The following is a 21,742-nucleotide window of genomic DNA, read 5'->3' on the forward strand; positions in this document are numbered from 1 at the left end:
ACGCGGACCCGGGTGATCCGCCCACGACCGCCCAGGCACTCGCGACCGGCGCAACCACCCCAGGGGCCAGCCACTCACAGCGACCCAGCAACTCAGAGCGGGCCAGCCACTCACAACGACCCAGCCACTCACAGCGGCTCAGGCAATGGAAATGGCCGGCGCCCCACCCGGGGCGCCGGCCATCACGTGTGGCCGCCTATCAGGCGGCGGCGTTCTTCAGGTCCTGGGCGCGGTCGGTGCTCTCCCACTTGAGCTCGGGGAGATCACGGCCGAAGTGGCCGTAGGCCGCGGTCTGCTGGTAGATCGGGCGCAGCAGGTCGAGGTCACGGATGATCGCGGCCGGGCGGAGGTCGAAGACGTCGTTGATGGCCTTCTCGATGCGCTCGACCGGCACGTTCTCGGTGCCGAAGGTCTCCACGAACAGCGACACCGGGTGGGCCTTGCCGATCGCGTACGCGACCTGGGCCTCGCACCGCTCGGCCAGGCCGGCCGCGACGACGTTCTTGGCGACCCAGCGCATCGCGTACGCCGCGGAGCGGTCCACCTTGGACGGGTCCTTGCCCGAGAAGGCGCCGCCGCCGTGGCGGGCGTAGCCGCCGTAGGTGTCGACGATGATCTTGCGGCCGGTGAGGCCGGCGTCGCCCATCGGGCCGCCGATCTCGAAGCGGCCGGTTGGGTTGACCAGCAGGCGGTAGCCCTCGGTGTCGAGGCCGAGGCCCTCGAGCTCGGGGGCGATGACGTGCTCGCGGACGTCCGGGGTGAGCAGGCTCTCGAGCGAGATGTCGGCGGCGTGCTGCGACGACACGACGACCGTGTCGAGGCGAACCGGGCGCAGGCCGTCGTATTCGATCGTGACCTGGGTCTTGCCGTCGGGCCGCAGGTAGGGGATCGTGCCGTCCTTGCGGACCGCGGACAGGCGGCGGGCCAGGCGGTGGGCGAGCGCGATCGGCAGCGGCATCAGCTCGGGGGTCTCCGAGCAGGCGAAGCCGAACATCATGCCCTGGTCGCCGGCACCCTGCGAGTCGAGGACGTGCTCGGAGTCGCCGGTGCGCAGCTCGATGGCGCTGTCGACGCCCTGGGCGATGTCGGGCGACTGGGAGCCGATCGAGACGCTCACGCCGCACGACGCGCCGTCGAAGCCCTTCTTCGACGAGTCGTAGCCGATGCGGAGGATCGTGTCGCGCACGATGCTCGGGATGTCGGCGTACGCCTGGGTGGTGACCTCACCCGCGACGTGCACCTGCCCGGTCGTGATCAGGGTCTCGACCGCCACGCGGCTGCGCGGGTCCTGCGTGAGCAGGGCATCGAGAATGCCGTCGCTGATCTGGTCAGCGATCTTGTCCGGGTGGCCCTCCGTGACCGACTCGGAGGTGAACAGGCGGCGTGCCACGGTGCTCCTCAGTATGTCGACTACTAGCTGTCGCGGGCAGTGTAGTCACCACGCCAAACAAAAGTCGCCTGGAGGTTCAGTCAGTCCCACCCGGGCCGACCTGCCGATCCATCCTGCGGATTTAGGATCGGCACAACGATGTCCCAAATCATATCGGCCACATCGTCTTTCGGCAGTTCGCCCAGCTCGGCCCTGCTGCCGTCGGCCCCGAGGATCGTGACGGTGTTGCGATCGGCGCCGAAGACCTTGTCGACACCGACCTCGTTGACGACGATCACATCGGCACGTTTCTTGATCAATTTAGCGCGGGCGTTCTCGAGCGCGTCGTGCGTCTCGGCCGCGAACGCGACCAGGACCTGCCCAGGCCGCTTGTTCGCACCCAGTTCGGCGGCGATGTCGGGGTTGGTCACCAGAGCGATCGGCTCCGGCGTACCCCCCTCGGTCTTTTTGATCTTCTGATCCCGGACCGTCGCCGGCCGGAAATCGGCCGGCGCGGCCGACATGACCACGACGTCGGCGCCGGCCGCCGCGGCGACGGTCGCGGCCCGCAGTTCCTCGGTCGTGCCGACCCGCACGATGTCAGTTCCTGCGGGATCGGACAGGGTGACATTCGCCGCAATGAGTGTGACCCGCGCCCCGCGGGCCGCCGCCGCCCGGGCCAGCGCATAACCCTGCTTGCCCGACGACCGGTTCCCGAGGAACCGCACCGGATCGAGCGGCTCGCGCGTCCCGCCCGCGGTCACCACCACATGCCGGCCGCCAAGATCAAGGTCAAGACCCTTTTTCCGTACGCGCAGTGCCAGCTCGAAAATCTCCCGCGGCTCCGGCAGCCGGCCCTTACCCGTGTCCTTGCCGGTGAGGCGCCCGACCGCCGGCTCGATCACGATCGCCCCACGCGCCCGCAGCGTGGCGACGTTGGCCCGCGTAGCCGGGTTTTCCCACATCTCCGTGTGCATCGCCGGCGCGAAGACCACCGGGCACGTGGCCGTCAGCAGCGTGTTGGTCAACAGATCGTCGGCGATGCCGTGCGCCGCCTTGGCCAGCATGTCCGCCGTAGCCGGCGCCACCACCACCAGCTCAGCCTGCCGCCCGATCCGCACGTGCGGCACCTCGTGGGCGTCCTGAAACACCTCGGTCGCCACCGGCTGCCCCGACAGCGCCGCCCAGGTCGGCTCCCCCACGAACTTCAGCGCCGCCGCGGTCGGCACCACCCGCACCCGATGCCCCGCCTCGGTGAACAGCCGCAGCAGCTCACACGCCTTGTACGCGGCGATCCCCCCGCACACGCCCAGCACTACCTCAGCCACCACACGCCCCTAAACATGGGTCGATCTTTCACCGTGCCCAACGTTAGGCGCTGCCAGCCCCGCCCCCGCACTTATCCCCCACCACAGCCGCCTGACACCGCGCCCAGCTCACCGGCGCGGCGACGAACCGGAACCGGCCGGTCACCGATCCACTCCTCGCCGAACAGGCACCCACCTTCCGCAAGATCCGCTTCCTGTTGCAGTTCCGCACTCTGCCCCCGCAACCAGGCAAGCTCGCCGTCTTGCTCCCGCAGCGACGCCGGCCCCTGCCGGTCAGCCTCCGATCGCCCACGACGTCTGCCCATCCAACAAGCTCGTCAATGCCCAGGAGGAGCAAGACCGCCACGGCCCGACGCGCAGGCGCGCAACAACCACCGAACCGCCGCGACCCACCGCCCAGACCCGGAACAACGACCGAACCGCCACGACCCGGCAAGCAGGCGCGGAACAGCCGCCGAACCGACACGACCCGGCACGCGGCCGCAGGACAGCCGCCGAACCGCCACGACCCGGCGGCAGGCGGCCGCGGGACAGCCGCTGACGACACAGTCAAAGCGACTCGCGACAGACACTCGGTCAAAGCGTGACGGCACCGCCCACACATCCAAGCGAGTCCGCGAAAGCGACGCGGCGCTGACTTGCGCCCGAAGCCGCCCTGCCGGGCAGAGCAGCCCAGCTCATCGGCCCTACCAGCGCAGAAATACAAAATGCCCCTTGTTCGCGCGTTCCGCGAACAAGAGGCACAGCACTTTGAAACTCACCGCAAGAAATCACCCAACGCACGGCCGCCGCGCGCAAGCGCTCACCAGCAGCATCGCAACGTGGCGGTCACCGCAAGCAAACCGCCCGGCGGAAGCACCCGCAACGTGACATCGCCGCAAGCAAACCAACCGCCCAGGGGAAGCACCCACAACGCGGCCCTGCCGCAAGCAAACCGCCCAAGCAGAACACTCGCAACGTCGCGCTCCCGCAAGCAAACCGCCCAGCAAAGCATCCGCAACGCGGCCTTGCCGCGAGCCAACCGCCTAGTGGAAGCACCCGCAACGTCGCGCTCCGCAAACCAATCACCCAGCGGAAACACCCGCAACGCGGCCTTGCCGCGCGCTAACCGCCTAGCGGAAACACCCGCAACGCGGCGCTCCCGCGAGCGACCCGCTCAGCGCAACCACCGCAACGCGGGGCGTCCGGGGGCTCGGCCCCCGGAGCTAGCATCCGTAATCGCCCACCGCGGTTCGCGCTTTCCGCGAACACACTTTACCCGGGCGATTACGGCTGGTCGGTGGGCTCGGCCGTGAGCAGGCCGGCGTTGATCTCGCGCATGGCGATGGAGAGCGGCTTTTCCTGCGGAGTGGTCTCGACCAGGGGGCCGACATACTCCAGGAGGCCCTCACCGAGCTGGCTGTAGTAGGCGTTGACCTGGCGGGCGCGCTTGGCCGCGAAGATCACCAGCGAGTACTTCGACGAGGTCTTGTCGAGCAGCTCGTCGATCGGCGGGTTGGTGATGCCTTCGGGGTTCGCGATGGTTCCCACTTTGTCGAACTTCCTTAATGATCTGGGTTTCAGAGATCCCGGGCCGGGGTCAGAAATGATGAACCGAGCAATCCTACCAGCTCATCTGCGGCCCGCTCGACGAAGTCGTTGACGACGGTCACGTCGAACTCGCTTTCGGCGGCGAGTTCCTCGTCGGCGTGGGCCAGTCGCTTCTTGATCGTTTCTTCGTCGTCGGTGCCGCGGCCGACCAGTCGGCGCTTGAGTTCTTCCACGCTGGGCGGGGCGAGGAACACCAGTTGCGCGTCGGGCATCGCGGCTCGGACCAGCCGGGCGCCCTGCAGGTCGATCTTCAGCAGTACCGGCCGGCCCTGGGACAGCCAGCCCTCGACCTGGGCCCGGGGCGTTCCGTAGAGGTTGCCGGCGAATTCGGCCCATTCGAGCAGTTGTCCGCCGTCGATCAGTCGTTGGAATTCCGGTCGGGTGACGAAGTGGTAGTGCTCTCCGTCGGTCTCGTAGTCCCGCTTCTTCCGGGTTGTGACCGACACCGACAGTCTGATCCAAGGCGAGCGCGCCCGGATCAGCTCGATCACGCTGTCCTTGCCGACCCCACTGGGGCCGGACAGGACGGTGAGGCGGGCTGCCGGGCGCGCGTCGTCATCCATGCTCACAGGCTCATTCAACACGAGCCGGTGAGTCAGTTGGCAGCGAACTCCCCCAGGAGGGCCTTCCGCTGCTGGTCGCCGAGGCCGCGCAGGCGGCGGCTGTCAGCGATCTTGAGCTTCTCCATGATCTGGGTCGCGCGGATCTTGCCGATGCCCGGCAGCGCCTGAAGCACGGCCGAGACCTTCAGCTTGCCGACGACCTCGTCAGCCTCCGCGCGGTCGAGCACGGCGGCCAGGGTGGTCTTGCCGGACTTGAGCTGTTCCTTCAGCTCAGCCCGCGCCTTGCGAACTTCCGCGGCCTTCTCCAGCGCTGCAGCGCGCTGCTCGGGGCTCAGTGACGGGAGCGGCACCAGTTCTCCTCAGGTCCCTATCGCGGCGGTAGCAATACCGGCGCATCTGTGAAACGTGGTGTGCCAGGGAACCAAAGGGGCATGTGGTTCCTGGCGCCGGGAAAACTAGCGGTCAACGAGGGATTCGGCAACGTGGGGGTACCCCCGTACCGGTTCTTCGCGGGCCTGATAAGCAGGCCCTTTCACCCGAGCGCGAGCCGGCAGTCCCGCGTCGCGCGCTCCGCGGCGGCCCGCAGTTCGGCCACTGATGGTCCCGCCGTGAGAACTTCCCGTGAGTACGACGGCAGCACGTTGCGCATGCTTTTTCCGAAGACCGTACGCAGGTCCGCAGGGGTCGCACCCTGCGCTCCGAGGCCCGGCGAGAGCAGTGGACCGTTCACTTCGGACAGATCATGACCGGTGTCCCCAATGGTTGCTCCGACCACCAGCCCGAAGCTCCCGAGTGGCTCCACACCCTTGTTGAGCTGGGAAATCTCATCGATCACGGTTTGCGCGACGGTCTTGCCGGACGCCGAGACGGCATGTTGGACGGCCGGTCCCTCCGGGTTCGACGTCAGCGCCAGGGCGAAGACTCCGGCGCCGTTCGCGGCCGCGAGGTCGAATGCCGGCTGCAACGAGCCGACTCCGAGATAGGGACTCAGAGTAATCGCATCGACACTCAGCGAACTCGCAGGATCGAGGTACGCGCTTGCATAAGCGGCCATGGTCGAACCGATGTCGCCGCGCTTCACGTCGAGAAGTACGAGCGCACCGGCCTCCCGGGACTGTCGGATAGTTGACTCAAGAATTCCGATGCCTTGTGACCCGAATCTCTCAAAAAAAGCCGACTGCGGCTTCAACACGGCCACCCGATCGGCCAGGGCTTCGACGACCGTACGGGCGAAGCGTTCCAGGCCGGCGACATCGTCCGAGAGGCCCCAGCGAGCCAGCAGCCCGGGGTGTGGATCAATACCGACGCACAGCGGCCCGCGCTTCTCGATCGCGTCGTAGAGCCGTCGGCCGAAGGTCTCCATCGCGGTGTCTCCTTACTGTCGGCTAGCCGCCACCGCGGCGGCGATTCCCGCGGTAATGCGGGCCACGTCGGCCGCGTCCGTGACGAACGGCGGCATCGTGTAGATCAGGTCGCGGAACGGCCGCAGCCACACCCCGGCGTCCACGGCGGCGGCGGTCGCCGGGGCCATGTCGACGTCGTGGTCGAGCTGGACCACGCCGATGGCGCCGAGGACGCGTACGTCGGCGACGCCTGGAGAACCCCGCAGTGGGTCGAGGCCGGCGTGCAACTCACGCTCAATTGCGCGTACGCGGGAAGCCCAGTCGAACGACCGCAGGAGGCCCAGCGAAGCGTTGGCCACCGCGCAGGCCAGCGGATTGCCCATGAACGTCGGACCGTGCGCGAGGCCACCGCCCGCCCCGGCCGAGATGGCCGCGGCGATCTCCGGGGTGCACAGGGTGGCCGCGAGGGTGAGATAGCCGCCGGTGAGTGCCTTGCCGACCGCCATGATGTCCGGCGAGACCGAGGCGTGCTCGGCGGCGAAGAACGTCCCCGTTCGCCCGAAGCCAGTGGCTATTTCGTCAAATATCAGAAAGATCCCGTGGCCCGCCGTCGCCTCGCGCAGCACCCGAAGGTAGGCCGGGTGATGAAAGCGCATGCCGCCCGCGCCCTGCACCACCGGCTCGACGATCACCGCGGCGATCTCGTCGGCGTGCTGATCGATCATGTCGACCAGAGAGGCGGCGTACGCGTCGTCGTAGGAAGCCGGCGGCGGGCCGGCGAAGATCTGGGCCGGCAGCACCCCGGTCCAGAGCGAGTGCATGCCGCCGACCGGATCGCAGACGCTCATCGGGTGGAACGTGTCGCCGTGGTAGCCGCCGCGCCAGGTGGCCAGCCGGCGCCGGCCCGGCCGCCCGAGGGCGAGCTGGGCCTGCAACGCCATCTTGATCGCCACCTCGACGCCGACCGAGCCGGAGTCGGCCAGGAAGACGTGCTCGAGGCCGGGCGGGGTGAGCTCGACCAGCGTGGTGGCCAGTTCGATCGCCGGCTCGTGGGTGAGACCGCCGAACATCACGTGGCTCATCCGGCCGGCCTGGTCGGCCAGGGCGGCGTCGAGCACCGGGTGGCGATAGCCGTGGATCGCGGCCCACCACGAGGACATCCCGTCGACCAGCTCGCGGCCGTCGGCCAGCTTCAGGCGGACGCCTTCCGCGCTTCGCACGAGGTAGGGGTCGGAGCGGCCGGGCATCGGCCCATAGGGGTGCCAGACGTGGGCCCGGTCGAGGCCGATCAGGTCATCGGCCGACGAACCGGACGGCCGCACGGCCGGATCGGCCGTGGTCACGGCCGACCGGCCGCTGAAGCCGCCGTCATGGCCGGCTCACCGCGAAGCGGCCGGCCTTCCGCACGAGCCGCCGTCATGGCCGGGCCACCGCGAAGCGGCCGGCCTTCCGCACGAGCCGCCGTCATGGCCGGGCCGCCGCGAAGCTGCGGGCCGCCGCCCGCACGAGGGCCGGTCCCTTGTAGATGAAACCGCTGTAGAGCTGCACCAGCGAGGCGCCCGCGTCGAAGAGGCGGGCCGCGTCGTCGGCCGTCATCACGCCGCCGACCCCGATGATCGGCAGCCGGCCGCCGGTCTCGGTGTGGACGAAGTGGACGATCTTGCGGGCCTTCTCGGTGAGCGGGCGCCCGGAGAGCCCGCCCGCCTCGGCCGCCCGGCTCTGGTCGGCTGCCGCCAGTCCGTCGCGGGCCAGCGTCGTGTTGGTCGCGATCACGCCGGCCGCGCCGTAGTGCAGGCAGACCTCGAGCACCTCGGCGATGGCCGTCTCGGCCAGATCCGGAGCGATCTTGACCAGCACCGGGGTCTTGCCGACCAGCGCGCCGAGCAGGCCCGCGATCGCGTCCTTGTCCTGCAGCGTGCGCAGCCCGGGCGTGTTGGGCGACGAGACGTTGACCGCGATGTAGTCGGCGTACGGGTGGAGCAACTGGTAGGAGGTCAGATAGTCCTCGACCGCGTCCTTGAGCGGCGTGATCTTGGACTTGCCGAGGGAGATGCCGAGCGGCACGTCAAGCGGACCGAGGTCTTTCAAACGGGCCGCGAGGGACGAAGCCCCGGCATTGTTGAAGCCCATCCGGTTGATGATCGCCTCGCTGTCGCGCAGCCGGAACAGCCGGGGCTTGTCGTTGCCCGGCTGTGCGTGCGCGGTGACCGTGCCGACCTCGACGAAGCCGAACCCGAGCGCGGGCCACGCGGGCAGCGCGACACCGTTCTTGTCCATCCCGGCGGCCAGGCCGATCGGGTTGGGGAACTTGACGCCGAACAGCTCGACCGGGGTGGTCGTCGAATACCGCGCCCGGAGCAGCGCTTTCGAAAGGCCGCCGAGACCGGCCAGCCGGTTGAGCGTGGCCTCGTGCGCGCTCTCCGCGTCGCCACCGCCCAGCCGGAACAGGACCGGCCGGACGGTGGATTCGAACAGGGTCACTCCTTGCCTCGCAGGGCCGCGTGCAGCTCCTGCAGCGGGCGGACCGTCATGTCGCCGCGCATCAGCGCCTCGATGCCCATGACCGCGGCGGCGGCACCGGGAACGGTCGTGATGCTCGGGATGTCGGCCGTCACCGCGGCGCTGCGGATCTCGTACCCGTCCATCCGGGCGCTGGCGCCCGAGCCCTGCGGGGTGTTGATGATCATCGCGATCTCGCCCGCCTCGATCAGCGCGACCGCGTTCTGGCCCGGGCTCTCGAAGTGCTTCGGGACGATCTCGCAGGCGATGCCGTGCCGGCGCAGCACCTCTCCGGTGCCGGCCGTGGTGACGATCGTGAAGCCGAGGTCGGCCAGCCGCTTGATCGGGAAGATCATCGACCGCTTGTCCCGGTTGGCCACCGAGACGAAGATCTTGCCGCTGGTCGGCAGCGACCCGTACGCCGCGGCCTGCGACTTGGCGAACGCCTGGCCGAAGCCGGCGTCGATGCCCATCACCTCGCCGGTCGACTTCATCTCGGGCCCGAGCAGGCTGTCGACGCCCTGGCCGGTCGGGGTGCGGAACCGCTTGAACGGCAGCACCGCCTCCTTGATCGCGATCGGCGCGTTCTCCGGCGTCGTGCCGCCGTCGCCGGACGGCAGCAGGATGCCCTCCTCGCGCAACTCGGCGATGGTGGCGCCGAGCATGATCCGGGCGGCCGCCTTGGCCAGCGGCACCGCGGTCGCCTTGGAGACGAACGGCACCGTCCGGGACGCCCGCGGGTTGGCCTCGAGCACGTAGAGCGCGTCGTCCTTCAGCGCGTACTGCACGTTGAGCAGGCCGCGCACGCCGACCCCGCGGGCGATCGCCTCGGTGTAGCGGCGGACCTCGGCCAGGTGCGAGCCGGCCAGCGTGATCGGCGGCAGCGAGCAGGACGAGTCGCCGGAGTGGATGCCGGCCTCCTCGATGTGCTCCATCACACCGCCGATATAGACCTCGCCGGTGGCGTCGCACAGCGCGTCGACGTCGATCTCGATCGCGTCGTCGAGGAACCGGTCGACCAGCACCGGGTGGTCGGGCGAGATCTCGGTCGCCCGCTCGATGTAGCCCCGCAGGATCTCCTCGTCGTAGACGATCTCCATGCCGCGGCCGCCGAGCACGTAGGACGGCCGGACCAGAACCGGGTACCCGATCGTGTCGGCGATCGCCTTGGCCTCGTCGAAGCTGGTCGCCGTGCCGTGGTCGGGCGAGCGGAGCCCGGCCTTGGCCAGCACCGCGCCGAACAGGCCGCGGTCCTCGGCCAGGTCGATCGACTCGGGCGAGGTGCCGACGATCGGGATGCCGGCCTTCTTGAGCCGCTGGGCCAGGCCGAGCGGGGTCTGGCCGCCGAGCTGGACGATCACGCCGACCACGCCCGGGCCGCCGGCCGCCTTGCCGCTGGAGTCCTCGGAGTGGAAGACCTCGAGGACGTCCTCGAAGGTGAGCGGTTCGAAATAGAGCCGGTCGGCGGTGTCGTAGTCGGTCGAGACCGTCTCCGGGTTGCAGTTGACCATGACGGTCTCGTAGTCGACGGCCCGCAACGCCATGACCGCGTGCACACACGAGTAGTCGAACTCGATGCCCTGGCCGATGCGGTTGGGGCCCGACCCGAGGATCAGAACCTTCGGCCGGTCGCTCGGCGCGACCTCGGTCTCTTCGTCGTACGCGGAGTAGTGGTAAGGAGTCTCGGCTTCGAACTCGGCGGCGCACGTGTCGACCGTCTTGTACACCGGGCGTACGCCGAGCCGGTGCCGCAGAATGCGGACGCCGTCCTCCCCGGCCAGCTCGGGCCGCAGCGCCGCGAGCTGCCGGTCGGAGAGCCCGGACCGCTTGGCCCGGCGCAGCAGTTCCTCGTCGAGCACCGCGGCGTCGATGATCTCGGTCCGCAGGTCGACCAGCGCCTGGATCTCGTCGAGGAACCAGGGGTCGATGCCGCCGCTCGCCTCGTGCACCTGCTCGACCGTCGCGCCCAGCCGGAGCGCTCTCTCCACTGTGTAGAGACGGCCGTCGTGCGGAATCCGGAGCGCCGCCAGCGTGTCTTCGAGCGAGGAGGAAGGGTCGGGCCGGGTCCAGAATCCGGCCGCCGACGTCTCCATCGAGCGCATCGCCTTGTTGAGCGCCTCGGCGAAGTTGCGGCCCAGGCTCATCGCCTCGCCGACCGACTTCATCGTGGTGGTCAGCTCGGGGTCGGCGCCCGGGAACTTCTCGAACGCGAACCGCGGGATCTTCACCACCACGTAGTCGAGGGCGGGCTCGAACGCGGCCGGCGTCTGCAGGGTGATGTCGTTGGGGATCTCGTCGAGCGTGTACCCGATGGCCAGCTTCGCCGCGATCTTGGCGATCGGGAAGCCGGTCGCCTTCGAGGCGAGCGCCGAGGACCGGGAGACCCGGGGGTTCATCTCGATCACGACCAGGCGGCCGTCGGCCGGGTTGACCGCGAACTGGATGTTGCAGCCGCCGGTGTCGACGCCGACCTCGCGCAGCACGGCGATGCCGAGGTCGCGCAGCTTCTGGTATTCGCGGTCGGTCAGGGTCATCGCCGGGGCGACGGTCACGCTGTCGCCGGTGTGCACGCCCATCGGATCGACGTTCTCGATCGAGCAGACGACCACGACGTTGTCGTGCTTGTCGCGCATCAGCTCGAGCTCGTACTCCTTCCAGCCGAGCACGCTCTCCTCGATCAGCACCTCGTGGACCGGGGAGTAGGCCAGGCCGGCGCCGGCGATCCGCTCGAGATCCTCGCGGGTGTGCGCCATGCCGGAGCCGAGTCCGCCCATGGTGAACGAGGGCCGGATGACCACCGGCAAGCCGAGATCTTCCACCGTGGCGAAGACCTCGTCCATCGAGTGGCACACCCGCGACCGCGGGGTCTCGCCGCCGGCGAGCGCCACGATGTCCTTGAACAGCTGACGGTCCTCGCCCTTGCGGATCGCGTCGATGTTGGCGCCGATCAGCTCGACGCCGTACTTCTCGAGCACGCCGTTCTCATGCAGGGCGACCGCGGTGTTGAGCGCGGTCTGGCCGCCCAGCGTCGGCAGGATCGCGTCCGGCCGCTCCTTGGCGATGACCAGCTCGACGAACTCGGGGGTGATCGGCTCGACGTAGGTCGCGTCGGCGAACTCCGGGTCGGTCATGATCGTGGCCGGGTTGGAGTTGACCAGCGAGACGCGCAGCCCCTCGGCGCGCAGCACCCGGCACGCCTGGGTGCCGGAGTAGTCGAACTCGCAGGCCTGGCCGATCACGATCGGCCCGGAGCCGATCACCATGATGTGCCGTAGGTCGTCACGTTTCGGCATGATCAGCCCTTCTTTTCGACGAGCTCGACGAACCGGTCGAACAGGTAGTCCGCGTCATGCGGGCCGGCTGCCGCCTCGGGGTGGTATTGCACCGTGAACGCGGGGACGTCGATCCCCCGCAGGCCCTCGACCACGTTGTCGTTGAGGCAGACGTGCGAGACCTCGACCCCGCCGAAGTCGGTGTCGATCACCTGGTTGAGCGGCGCGTCGACCGCGAACCCGTGGTTGTGGCTGGTCACCTCGACCTTGCCGGTGGTCTTGTCGAGCACCGGCTGGTTGATGCCGCGGTGGCCGTAGCCCAGCTTGTAGGTGCCGAAGCCGAGCGCCCGGCCGAGGATCTGGCTGCCGAAGCAGATGCCGAACAGCGGCACGTTACGGCTCATCACGTCCCGAGCAAGTGAAACCGGTGCCTGCGCGGTGGCCGGGTCGCCCGGGCCGGGCGAGAAGAAGACCGCGTCGGGACCGACCGCGAGCAGGTCGTCGATGGTCGAGCCGGCCGGGAAGACGTGCGTGGTGACGCCCCGCGCGGCGAGCCGGCGGGAGACGTTGCGCTTGATGCCGAGGTCGAGCGCGGCGACCGTGTAGCGGTGCTCGCCTTCCGCCTCGACGGTGTAGCGCTCGGGGGTGCTGACCTGGGCCGACAGGTCGGCGCCGAGCATCTGCGGGGTCTCTTTGACGCGAGCCAGCAGCGACTGCGGGTCGAGGTCGACGCTGGAGACGCCGGCCCGCATCGCGCCGCGCTCGCGCAGGTGGCGGGTCAGCGCGCGGGTGTCGATGCCGCTGATGCCGACGATCTTCTCGGCGGCCAGCCGCTCGCCGAGGTCGCCGGTCGCGCGCCAGTTGGACGGGCGGCGGGCCGGGTCGCGTACGACATAGCCGGCGACCCACATGCGTCCCGACTCGTCGTCCTCCGAGTTGACGCCGGTGTTGCCGATCTGCGGGGCGGTCTGCACGACGACCTGGCGGTGGTACGACGGGTCGGTCAGCGTCTCCTGATAGCCGGTCATGCCGGTGGTGAACACGGCCTCACCGAAGGTCTCGCCGACCGCGCCGTACGCGCTGCCGTAGAACGTGCGCCCGTCCTCGAGTACAAGAATCGCCTTGGGCATTACTTGACCGCCTTCCCGTCCAGGACTGTCGGCTCTCCCCGGAGGAAGGTCGCGACGATGCGACCCGGCAGGGTGGTGCCCGCGTAAGGGGTGTTGCGGCTGCGGCTCGCCGACTCACTCGGGTCGACCACCCGGCGCGCCGACGGGTCGACCAGCGTGAGGTTGGCCGGAGCGCCCGCCAGGAGGTCATGGCCGTGGCCGGCCAGTCCGGCGATGCGCGCGGGCGTCCGCGACATGCGGTCGGCGATCAGCTCCCACTGCTCGCCGAGCACACTCAGCACGACCGGGAGCGCGGTCTCCAGCCCGACCATGCCGGGCCGGGCGTACGCCCACTCGCACTCCTTGTCTTCCACCGCGTGCGGGGCGTGGTCGGTGGCCACGATGTCGATGACCCCCTCGATCAGCGCCGCGCGCAGGGCCTCGACGTCTTCCCGCGTCCGCAACGGGGGGTTGACCTTGAAGACCGGGTCGTAGCTGGCCGCGAGCTCGTCGGTGAGCAGCAGGTGGTGCGGGGTGACCTCGGCGGTGACGTTGACGCCGCGGGCCTTGGCCTGGCGCAGCACCTCGACCGACCCGGCGGTCGAGACGTGGCAGACGTGCAGGCGGCTGCCGACGTGCTCGGCGAGCAGCACGTCGCGGGCGATGATCGCCTCCTCGGCCACGGCCGGCCAGCCGGTCAGCCCGAGCCGGGTGCTGACCTCGCCCTCGTGCATCTGGGCGCCCTCGGTGAGCCGGGGCTCCTCGGCGTGCTGGGCGATGACCCCGCCGAACGCCTTCACGTATTCCAGTGCGCGCCGCATCAGTCGCGGGTCGGCCACGCAGTGCCCGTCGTCGGAGAAGATCCGCACATTGGCCGCCGACGTGGCCATCGCGCCGAGCTCGGCCATCTGCTGGCCGGCCAGCCCGACCGTGACCGCGCCGATCGGCTGCACGTCGACCAGCCCGGCCTCGCGGCCCAGGCGCCAGACCTGCTCGACCACGCCGGCGGTGTCGGCGACCGGCGAGGTGTTGGCCATCGCGCAGACCGCCGTGTATCCGCCGAGGGCCGCGGCGCGGGAGCCGGTCTCGACCGTCTCGGCGTCTTCGCGGCCCGGTTCCCGCAGGTGGGTGTGGAGGTCGACGAGGCCGGGGAGGGCTACGAGGCCGGCGGCGTCGATGACCTCCGCGCGACTGTCCGACTTGTCGGACAGAACGCCGTCCTGAATCAGAAGATCCTGGGCACCCCGGCCGAGGACGGAAGCACCGCGAAGCAGATATGAGGTCACGCTTTGCCTCCGAGCAGCAGATAGAGAACGGCCATCCGGGCACTGACCCCGTTGGCAACCTGTTCGACGATGGTGGAACGGGACGAGTCGGCCACCTCGGGCGTGATCTCCATCCCCCGGTTCATCGGGCCGGGATGCATCACGATCGCGTGGCCCGGTAGCCGCCGCATGCGCGCGAGATCGAGACCGTAGCGCCGGCTGTACTCCCGCGCGGACGGGAAGTACGAGTCCTGCATGCGCTCGGTCTGCACCCGCAGCATCATCACGACGTCCATCTCGGGCAGGACGCTATCGAGGTCGTACGACACTTTCAGCGACGGCGAAAGGGAGGCCGCGATGTCGACCGGAACCAGCGTCGGCGGCCCGACCACGGTCACTTCCGCGCCCAGCGTCGAGAGCAGCAGGACGTTGGATCGAGCGACCCGGCTGTGCAGCACGTCCCCGACGATCGCGACCTTCAGGCCCTCGATCTTCCCGAGCCGCGAGCGCATCGTGTAGGCGTCCAGCAGCGCCTGGGTCGGGTGCTCGTGCGTACCGTCGCCGGCGTTGATCACCGAGCCGTCGATCCAGCTCGACAGCCGGTGCGGCGCGCCGCTGGCCGAGTGCCGGATGACGACCGCGTCGGCGCCCATCGCCTGCAGGGTCAGCGCGGTGTCCTTGAGGCTCTCGCCCTTGGAGACGCTGGAGCCCTTGGCCGAGAAGTTGATGACGTCGGCCGACAGGCGCTTGGCCGCCGCCTCGAACGAGATGCGGGTGCGGGTCGAGTCCTCGTAGAAGAGGTTGACCACGGTGCGGCCGCGCAGCGTCGGCAGCTTCTTGACCTCGCGGCCGGCCAGCGCGGCCATCTCGCCCGCGGTGTCCAGGATCAGGGTGGCGGTGGCCGCGTCCAGGTCGGCCGCCGAACGCAGGTGTTTGATCATTTGTCGCCCCCGGTCAGCTTGATCTCGTCGAGGCCGTCCGTCTCGGTCAGTGAGACGCGGACGCTCTCGGTCAGCGCGGTCGGGATGTTCTTACCGACGTAGTCGGCGCGGATCGGCAGTTCTCGATGACCCCGGTCGACCAGCACGGCCAGTTGCACCGAACTGGGCCGGCCGACGTCGTTGAGCGCGTCAAGCGCGGCCCGGACCGTACGCCCGGAGAACAGCACGTCGTCGACGAGAATGACCTTGCGGCCGTCGATGCCGCCGCCCGGCAGTTCGGTCTTGCCGAGCGCGCGGGTCGCGTGCAGCCGCAGGTCGTCGCGGTAGAGGGTGATGTCGAGCGAGCCGACCGGCACGTCGATGCCCTCGAAGGCGTGGATGCGGGCGGCCAGCCGGTGGGCCAGCGGCACTCCGCGGGTCGGAATTCCGAGGAGAACCGTGCCGGTCGCGCCGGAGGTCTTCTCGAGAATCTGATGAGCGATCCGGTCGACGACCCGGTGCAGGTCGGCCCCGCTCAAAATGATCTTCGTTGCTGTGTCGGCACGCGGCTGCGCCACGGCGGACCCCCTTCCCCGCCTCACGGGACGGGTCGTTAAAGGACGTCTATCGAGTGTTCGGCTCGATGGCTGACGCTACGTTACCAGCGGCAGCGGCGATGACGATCGTGACGTGGCTGACGTCGAAATCAACGGACGAATCAGGCAACTCGCTCGCGCGGCACACGACTCATCGGTAACCGGCACTTGACCGGGGGCGCCGAACTCCGTACCGTCACGCTGCGTAGCGATCGTCGGAGGAAGAACCCTCCGCGCCTTGCACAGTGGGAGTGTTCCGAATGCCGTCTGAGTACGCCAAGTCGCTGGGCGCCCGCCTGCGCTCCATCCGGCAGCAGCAGGGCCTGTCCCTGCAGGGTGTGGAAGAGAAGTCGAACGGCCGGTGGAAGGCCGTCGTCGTCGGCTCGTACGAGCGCGGCGACCGTGCCGTGACCGTTTCCCGCCTCGCCGAATTGGCCGACTTCTACCGCGTGCCCGTCTCGGAGCTGCTGCCCGACGGCAGCGGCGTCCGGCTCGAGGCAACCAACAAAATCGTGCTCGACCTGGAGAAACTGTACGACACCACGGGCGAGGACCTGGCCTACGTCGCCCGGTACGCCCGGGCTATCCAGCAGCAGCGCGGTGACTACAACGGCCGCGTCCTGTCCATCCGCGCCGACGACCTGCGCGCGCTGGCCATCGTCTACGACATCTCGCCCTCAGGCCTCATCGAGCGCCTGACCGAGCAGGGTGTCCTGGTCGCCGACCCGCGCGCGTTCTTCGCCAGCTGACCTCCACCCCTTGATCGAGCCCGCGCTCCCCCGCGGGCTCTTTCGCTTTTCCCGCCCAAACCCCCAAAACATTTTTTTGTACGCGGACCGGGCGTCCCCGATGACAACGTTGTCCGTTCCGCCGTCCACCGCGACGCGGGGCGTCAAACGGCCGTAGCGCGACTTTCGCGCGTAGCGGTGGGTGATCGGGTGGGCCGGCGGCGCGGCTCGCGCTGAGGCGGTCTGGCGCTCCGTCGATCGTGAAAACGACGTCGATCTTGAAACGATCCGGACGGCCGGTCACCGACCGGGTAGGTGACGGTTACCGTCCGAGATCAAGCTCAGAGCGATTTGTAATAGCGGACCAACGGCAGCGGCGAAAACCCGGCGCCTTCATAGGCGCGCCGGGCCGGCGCGTGGCCGGGATCGCCCCCGGTGCCGACGGCGACGATGCGGACCCCGGCCTTCCGCATCCGGTCGAAGGCGAACTCCATCAGCGCGGTCGCGATCCCCCGGCGCTGATGCCCGGGGTCGACGGCGAGCATCTCGATGTCGGCGCCGGGCGCCCCACGATCGAAGACCACCACGATGAACCCGACCGGACGCCCGTCGACCTCCGCGACCCACGTCGAGTCGAGACAGCCCCGGCAGATGCCCGCGACGTCCCGGGCCTGCGACGTGCGCCAGTCCGGATAGACCCTCGGATAGATCTCGTCGCCGAGCACCGCGCGGAACGACTCGAAAACCGGCGCCCACGCCCGCAACGAGAAGGCCACCACCTCGTCGATGTCAGCCTCGGCAAGCGCCCGGATCGAAACCGTCATGCCCCGAGCCAACCACGCCCGTCGAGCCGAGTCTCAGGCCCTCGACATCGTGCGCGCGGAGAAGCAGCCGGTCATCGCCGTCCTGACAAGTGCCGCCGGATCGGCCGGTCGGGCATCCGCGTCGGCAAGGGCCTGCGGCACCACCGGGAGCAGGCGCGCTGCCGACCGGCAAGCGGGCGTAACCGAAGCAGCGGCGGGAGCCTGCCGGCTCACCGGACCGAGGAAGCCCGATCGCTTCGGTCACACCCGGCGGGCTGCCAGAACGGCAGTTCAGCGCCTATCGGGTGGCGAACTCGGCGATGCGGCCGAGGATGCCGTTGAGGAAGCGCGGGCTGTCGTCGGTGGACATCTGCTTCGCGAGCTCGACCGCCTCGGTGATCGCGACCGGGTCGTCGATCTCGGGCACATAGAGCAGCTCGAAGACCGCGATCCGCGCCAGGTTGCGGTCGACCACCGGCATGCGGTCGATCGTCCAGCCCTCGGCGTACGACGCGATCAGCTCGTCGATGCGGTCGAGGTTTTTCGCCACACCCTCGATCAGCATCTCCGCGTAATCCATGTGATCGGGGCGCGGCTTCTCGATGCGATCGAGATAGGTGATCAGGACCTGAGCGGGAGGCAGATCGCGGATATCGGCCTCGTAGAGCACATCCAGTGCCCTCTTGCGCGCCTTGCGGCGGGCCGGCATCTGCGTCTTGGGGCCTTCGGCCATGTCAGGAACGACCGAGATAACGGCCGTCGCGGGTGTCGACCTTGATCTTCTCGCCGGTGGTGATGAAGAGCGGGACGTTGACGGTCGCGCCGGTCTCGACGGTGGCCGGCTTGGTGCCGCCGGTCGAGCGGTCGCCCTGCAGGCCCGGCTCGGTGTAGGTCACCTCGAGGAAGACGCTGGTCGGAAGCTCGATGTAGAGCGGAACGCCCTCGTGGGTCGCGACGGTCGCCTCGGCCTCGGGCAGCAGGTAGTTCGCGTTTTCCGCGACGGTGCCGCCGGGCACGGTGATCTGGTCGAAGGTGTCCAGATCCATGAAGACGAAGTCTTCGCCGTCCTGGTAGAGGTATTGCATCGTCCGCTTGTCGACCGTGGCCGTCTCGACCTTGGTGCCCGCGTTGAAGGTCTTGTCGACGACCTTGCCGGAGAGCACGTTCTTGAGCGTGGTGCGCACGAACGCCCCGCCCTTGCCCGGCTTGACGTGCTGGAACTCGACGACGGCCCAGAGTTCGCCTTCGAGGTTGAGCACCAGGCCGTTCTTCAGGTCGTTCGTGGAAGCCATGTCCTACCCTGCTGTTGATACGTATTGGTGACCGATCGAGTCTACCGACGCGAACCGCCGACCGGCGAATCGGGGTTTCCGGTCGTCAGGTGCTCGATCGCCAGGCGATAGCCGTCGACGCCGAGGCCCGCGATCACCCCGGTGGCCACCGCCGAAATGAGCGAATGATGCCGGAATTCCTCGCGCGTGTGGATGTTCGAGATGTGCACCTCGACCAGGCGTCCGGTCAGCATGCCGCAGGCGTCCCGCACCGCGATGCTGTAGTGACTCCAGGCCGCCGGGTTGAGCACCACGTCGGCGCCTTCGTCGGCCGCCGCGTGCAACCAGCCGAGCATCTCGTACTCGGCGTCGGTCTGGCGCACCACGACGTCGACACCGAGGCGCGAACCGGTCTCCTCGCAGAGGCGCACCAGGTCGGCGTAGGTCGTGCGGCCGTAGACGTCGGGCTCGCGGGTGCCGAGCCGGCCGAGGTTCGGGCCGTTCAGGACGTAGATCATCGGGCCACCTCGGCGTAGGCCCGCTCCAGGAGGGCCTCGTCGGGCCCGGTCAGGATGCCCGGCTTCGCCAGGCCGTCCAGAACCACGAAACGCAAGGTCGCGGCCCGCGCCTTCTTGTCGACGCGCATCGCGCTCAGGAGATCGGTCCAGGCCCCTTTCCCGTACGCCGTGGGCAGCCCCAGCAATTCCAGGACGTCCCGATGGCGACGGGCGGTCGCGTCGTCGAGGCGGCCGCTGAGCCGGGACAGCGCCGCCGCGAAGATCAGCCCGACCGAGATCGCGTGCCCGTGCTTCCAGGTGTACTTCTCGCGCTTCTCGATCGCGTGCCCGAGCGTGTGACCGTAGTTGAGGATCTCGCGGAGCCCGGACTCCTTCAGATCGACGCCCACCACGTCCGCCTTGACCCGGATCGAGCGCTCGACCAGCTCGCGGATGGTCGAACTGACCGGATCGGTGGTCGGATCCTTCTCGATCAGCTCGAGGATCACCGGGTCGGCGATGAACCCGCACTTGACCACCTCGGCCAGCCCGGCGACCAGGTCGTCGGCCGGTAGCGTGGCGAGCGTGTCGAGGTCGCAGAGCACGCCGGCCGGCGGATGGAACGCGCCGACCAGGTTCTTCCCGGCCGCGATGTTGACCGCGGTCTTGCCGCCGACCGCCGCGTCGACCATGCCGAGCAGCGACGTCGCACAGGGCACCCAGCGCACGCCCCGCAGCCACGCCGCGGCCACGTAGCCGGCGAGGTCGGTGACCGCTCCCCCGCCGACCCCGATCACCACGTCGGTGCGGGTGAAGTTTTCCCGGCCCAACTCGTCCCAGCAGTGCGCGGCGACGGCGACGGTCTTTCCCGCTTCGGCGTCGGGGACTTCGACGAGCACCGGGCGTACGCCGGAAGCCTCAGCCACCCGCTCAGCGTGAGCGCGCAGCGGCGCGGAATAGAGCACCGCGGCCTTCGCCGCGCCTTTGACCAGGGACGGCAGCTCGCCGGCCAGGTCATGGCCGACCAGGACGTCATAGGCCCGGTCACCGGCCACCGGGATGCGTGTAACCACACGGAAGACCTTAGTGACGAACGATGGGGTTATATCTTCTAACCCCAAGTGCGGGTTATAAACGGTGCATGCCAAAAATCAACGTGTACCTACCGGACGATCTGGCCGACGCGGTCCGGGATGCCGGCATCCCCGTCTCCCCGATCTGCCAACGAGCCCTCGAACAGGCGGTCCGCCGCTCCCAGGAAGTGCGGCAAACCGTCCTCAGCGATCTCACGACCGCCGACCTCACCGAACGCCTCCAGACCGTCTTCACCTCGCGGGCGATCACCGTGCTGGGCCTCGCGATCGAGCGGGCCCAGACCAACGTGACCACCTCCGACCTGCTCCACGGCATAGTCACCGAACCGGCCAACCTCGCCCGCCAGATCCTCACGACAATGGACATCGACCCCGCTTCGCTGACCGCGCCGGCCGACGCCGAGCCGTCCCTGCCGGCGGCCGAAAGAGGCGGGCTGCGGTTCAGCAAGCCGATGGCGGTGGCACTGGAACTGACTGTGGGAGAGGCGACGGGGCTCGGGCACAACTACGTGGGCTGCGAACACTTGCTGATCGGCCTGGTGGCCGAGCCGGACGGAGCGGCGGGGGCGCTGCTGCGGTCGCGGGGGCTGGAGCTCAAGGCGGTCAGGCGCTCGGTCGCGGCGGCCGTGGCGGGGTACGCCCATCTGCGCAATACCCTGCAAAGCGCTCAGCCGCAGCCGAATGCCTTGCTCAGTGCTGTCCGGGCTGAGATCGCTCCGTTGATCGCTCGTATTGAGCGGCTGGAGGGGGGTGGCCGGTAGTCGTTCGTTCGATCGATCGCGGGGGTTTTCTTGCGGTCGGACGCGATTGGGGGCCAGGGTGACCAAGATCGAGGTAAAGCATCTAGTTCGGTCTTGGTCACACTCGCCCCAAATCGCTTGCAACTCATGGTCAGCCGGCGTCAAGTTGGATCTTTGGTCTCTGCGGGCAGGCGCTGTCTCACCACTGGAGATCCCGTCTCGCTGGCACGTCCCTTTCGGTCAGGGGGCACGCCAGGGGTTTCGGTCGGGCAGGGCCGAGCTGGGTGGGTGGTACTTCGGCCTCAAATCGCCCGCCTGCGCGGGCTTTGGGTCATTGAAAAGACGTCGGTGGTACAGGTTTGAGGGCCACTGAGCGCTTTAAAAGCTTTGCGTGTCACGTGTTTGCGGCCAGTGCTGTGCCCAGGGGCGCTCGCGGGTTCTTGCATGCCCGCCGACGCCGGTGGTGAAGGTCGCGCTTCAAAGCTGAGTTACGGCTGGAGCCCCGCCGCCTCTCGTCCCTTTAAAGCGCTTGGTTGACGTCGATCCTGTACCACCGATCCACAACCGGCTCACGTGCGCGGGATGCCCCTACGGACATCACAAGCAGCACCCCACGACCACGCGCAAAGCTTTAAAGCGCTCAGTGACCTCAAACCTGTACTGAGCTTCCCCCAGTTTTCCGGACACCTGAGGTGAGGTGGATGACGGCTTCCAGGAAGGATGTCGTGTCATGCCTGCTCCTCACCCTGTCGAGT

Annotated in this window: 20 protein-coding genes; 2 read left to right on the forward strand and 18 right to left on the reverse strand. The window is 68.9% G+C overall.

The features are described 5' to 3' along the window. Positions 1-199: 199 nt before the first annotated feature. From metK to pyrR, 13 genes are all read right to left on the reverse strand, one after another. Positions 200-1,390 carry a methionine adenosyltransferase gene (gene metK, locus AB0M88_RS35130; protein WP_364110115.1) on the reverse strand — a complete coding sequence of 397 codons (1,191 nt, stop codon included), beginning with the start codon at positions 1,388-1,390 and terminating at the stop codon, positions 200-202. 80 nt (positions 1,391-1,470) lie between these two features. Continuing rightward, positions 1,471-2,700, reverse strand: coding sequence for a bifunctional phosphopantothenoylcysteine decarboxylase/phosphopantothenate--cysteine ligase CoaBC (coaBC, locus tag AB0M88_RS35135; RefSeq protein ID WP_364110116.1), 1,230 nt, complete (start codon positions 2,698-2,700; stop codon positions 1,471-1,473). Between the two features lie 1,263 nt (positions 2,701-3,963). Next, positions 3,964-4,227 carry a DNA-directed RNA polymerase subunit omega gene (gene rpoZ / locus AB0M88_RS35140; RefSeq protein ID WP_208470182.1) on the reverse strand — a complete coding sequence of 88 codons (264 nt, stop codon included), beginning with the start codon at positions 4,225-4,227 and terminating at the stop codon, positions 3,964-3,966. Positions 4,228-4,256: 29 nt separating this feature from the next. Next, entirely contained in the window at positions 4,257-4,850 is a 594-nt protein-coding gene (gmk, locus tag AB0M88_RS35145) for a guanylate kinase (RefSeq protein ID WP_364110117.1), read from the reverse strand. A gap of 32 nt (positions 4,851-4,882) precedes the next feature. Further along, a complete protein-coding gene (mihF, locus tag AB0M88_RS35150) occupies positions 4,883-5,200 on the reverse strand; it encodes an integration host factor, actinobacterial type (protein ID WP_364110118.1) in 318 nt (105 codons plus the stop codon). A gap of 182 nt (positions 5,201-5,382) precedes the next feature. Beyond that, on the reverse strand, positions 5,383-6,213 hold the full coding sequence (gene pyrF, locus AB0M88_RS35155; RefSeq protein ID WP_364110119.1) for an orotidine-5'-phosphate decarboxylase: 831 nt from the start codon (positions 6,211-6,213) through the stop codon (positions 5,383-5,385). Positions 6,214-6,225: 12 nt separating this feature from the next. Continuing rightward, positions 6,226-7,536, reverse strand: a complete 1,311-nt coding sequence (locus AB0M88_RS35160) for an adenosylmethionine--8-amino-7-oxononanoate transaminase (RefSeq protein ID WP_364110120.1) — start codon at positions 7,534-7,536, stop codon at positions 6,226-6,228. 121 nt (positions 7,537-7,657) lie between these two features. Beyond that, positions 7,658-8,674, reverse strand: coding sequence for a quinone-dependent dihydroorotate dehydrogenase (locus AB0M88_RS35165; RefSeq protein ID WP_364110121.1), 1,017 nt, complete (start codon positions 8,672-8,674; stop codon positions 7,658-7,660). Beyond that, on the reverse strand, positions 8,671-11,985 hold the full coding sequence (gene carB, locus AB0M88_RS35170) for a carbamoyl-phosphate synthase large subunit (protein WP_364110122.1): 3,315 nt from the start codon (positions 11,983-11,985) through the stop codon (positions 8,671-8,673). The genes AB0M88_RS35165 and carB overlap by 4 nt, the downstream gene beginning before the upstream one ends. Before the next feature lie 2 nt (positions 11,986-11,987). Then, entirely contained in the window at positions 11,988-13,094 is a 1,107-nt protein-coding gene (gene carA, locus AB0M88_RS35175) for a glutamine-hydrolyzing carbamoyl-phosphate synthase small subunit (RefSeq protein ID WP_364110123.1), read from the reverse strand. Then, on the reverse strand, positions 13,094-14,359 hold the full coding sequence (locus AB0M88_RS35180; RefSeq protein ID WP_364110124.1) for a dihydroorotase: 1,266 nt from the start codon (positions 14,357-14,359) through the stop codon (positions 13,094-13,096). The genes carA and AB0M88_RS35180 overlap by 1 nt, the downstream gene beginning before the upstream one ends. Next, on the reverse strand, positions 14,356-15,279 hold the full coding sequence (locus tag AB0M88_RS35185; protein ID WP_364110125.1) for an aspartate carbamoyltransferase catalytic subunit: 924 nt from the start codon (positions 15,277-15,279) through the stop codon (positions 14,356-14,358). The genes AB0M88_RS35180 and AB0M88_RS35185 overlap by 4 nt, the downstream gene beginning before the upstream one ends. Next, the gene (gene pyrR, locus AB0M88_RS35190; RefSeq protein WP_364110126.1) at positions 15,276-15,836 is read right to left on the reverse strand and encodes a bifunctional pyr operon transcriptional regulator/uracil phosphoribosyltransferase PyrR; all 561 of its coding nucleotides are present in this window, start codon (positions 15,834-15,836) and stop codon (positions 15,276-15,278) included. The genes AB0M88_RS35185 and pyrR overlap by 4 nt, the downstream gene beginning before the upstream one ends. A 278-nt stretch (positions 15,837-16,114) precedes the next feature. Here pyrR and AB0M88_RS35195 point away from each other — a divergent pair, with 278 nt between their 5' ends. Further along, positions 16,115-16,603 (forward strand): transcriptional regulator, encoded by a 489-nt coding sequence (locus AB0M88_RS35195; RefSeq protein ID WP_020517563.1) that lies wholly within the window; start codon positions 16,115-16,117, stop codon positions 16,601-16,603. 320 nt (positions 16,604-16,923) lie between these two features. Here AB0M88_RS35195 and AB0M88_RS35200 read toward each other — a convergent pair whose 3' ends face one another. The 5 genes from AB0M88_RS35200 to aroB form a co-directional block, all read right to left on the reverse strand. Next, the gene (locus tag AB0M88_RS35200; RefSeq protein WP_364110127.1) at positions 16,924-17,406 is read right to left on the reverse strand and encodes a GNAT family N-acetyltransferase; all 483 of its coding nucleotides are present in this window, start codon (positions 17,404-17,406) and stop codon (positions 16,924-16,926) included. 277 nt (positions 17,407-17,683) lie between these two features. Next, the gene (gene nusB / locus AB0M88_RS35205; RefSeq protein WP_364110136.1) at positions 17,684-18,094 is read right to left on the reverse strand and encodes a transcription antitermination factor NusB; all 411 of its coding nucleotides are present in this window, start codon (positions 18,092-18,094) and stop codon (positions 17,684-17,686) included. A gap of 25 nt (positions 18,095-18,119) precedes the next feature. After that, positions 18,120-18,677 carry an elongation factor P gene (efp, locus tag AB0M88_RS35210; protein WP_364110128.1) on the reverse strand — a complete coding sequence of 186 codons (558 nt, stop codon included), beginning with the start codon at positions 18,675-18,677 and terminating at the stop codon, positions 18,120-18,122. Between the two features lie 41 nt (positions 18,678-18,718). Beyond that, a complete protein-coding gene (gene aroQ, locus AB0M88_RS35215) occupies positions 18,719-19,174 on the reverse strand; it encodes a type II 3-dehydroquinate dehydratase (RefSeq protein ID WP_364110129.1) in 456 nt (151 codons plus the stop codon). After that, positions 19,171-20,226 (reverse strand): 3-dehydroquinate synthase, encoded by a 1,056-nt coding sequence (aroB, locus tag AB0M88_RS35220; protein WP_364110130.1) that lies wholly within the window; start codon positions 20,224-20,226, stop codon positions 19,171-19,173. Before aroB ends, aroQ begins: the two co-directional genes overlap by 4 nt. Before the next feature lie 23 nt (positions 20,227-20,249). On the opposite strand from aroB, the gene AB0M88_RS35225 reads away from it, so the two are divergent. Next, positions 20,250-21,008 carry a Clp protease N-terminal domain-containing protein gene (locus AB0M88_RS35225; RefSeq protein WP_364110131.1) on the forward strand — a complete coding sequence of 253 codons (759 nt, stop codon included), beginning with the start codon at positions 20,250-20,252 and terminating at the stop codon, positions 21,006-21,008. Positions 21,009-21,742 lie beyond the last annotated feature (734 nt).

The sequence above is a fragment of the Actinoplanes sp. NPDC051411 genome, assembly GCF_040682075.1.
GTDB lineage: Bacteria > Actinomycetota > Actinomycetes > Mycobacteriales > Micromonosporaceae > Actinoplanes.

What these genes read in the sequence shown, in the direction of transcription:
- gmk (WP_364110117.1), bottom strand. Translation starts at nt 4,850, where the DNA reads ATGGATGACGACGCGCGCCCGGCAGCCCGCCTCACCGTCCTGTCCGGC.
- pyrF (WP_364110119.1), bottom strand. Translation starts at nt 6,213, where the DNA reads ATGGAGACCTTCGGCCGACGGCTCTACGACGCGATCGAGAAGCGCGGG.
- carB (WP_364110122.1), bottom strand. Translation starts at nt 11,985, where the DNA reads ATGCCGAAACGTGACGACCTACGGCACATCATGGTGATCGGCTCCGGG.
- carA (WP_364110123.1), bottom strand. Translation starts at nt 13,094, where the DNA reads ATGCCCAAGGCGATTCTTGTACTCGAGGACGGGCGCACGTTCTACGGC.
- AB0M88_RS35185 (WP_364110125.1), bottom strand. Translation starts at nt 15,279, where the DNA reads ATGATCAAACACCTGCGTTCGGCGGCCGACCTGGACGCGGCCACCGCC.
- AB0M88_RS35195 (WP_020517563.1), top strand. Translation starts at nt 16,115, where the DNA reads ATGCCGTCTGAGTACGCCAAGTCGCTGGGCGCCCGCCTGCGCTCCATC.
- AB0M88_RS35200 (WP_364110127.1), bottom strand. Translation starts at nt 17,406, where the DNA reads ATGACGGTTTCGATCCGGGCGCTTGCCGAGGCTGACATCGACGAGGTG.
- nusB (WP_364110136.1), bottom strand. Translation starts at nt 18,094, where the DNA reads ATGCCGGCCCGCCGCAAGGCGCGCAAGAGGGCACTGGATGTGCTCTAC.
- efp (WP_364110128.1), bottom strand. Translation starts at nt 18,677, where the DNA reads ATGGCTTCCACGAACGACCTGAAGAACGGCCTGGTGCTCAACCTCGAA.
- aroQ (WP_364110129.1), bottom strand. Translation starts at nt 19,174, where the DNA reads ATGATCTACGTCCTGAACGGCCCGAACCTCGGCCGGCTCGGCACCCGC.
- AB0M88_RS35225 (WP_364110131.1), top strand. Translation starts at nt 20,250, where the DNA reads ATGGGGTTATATCTTCTAACCCCAAGTGCGGGTTATAAACGGTGCATG.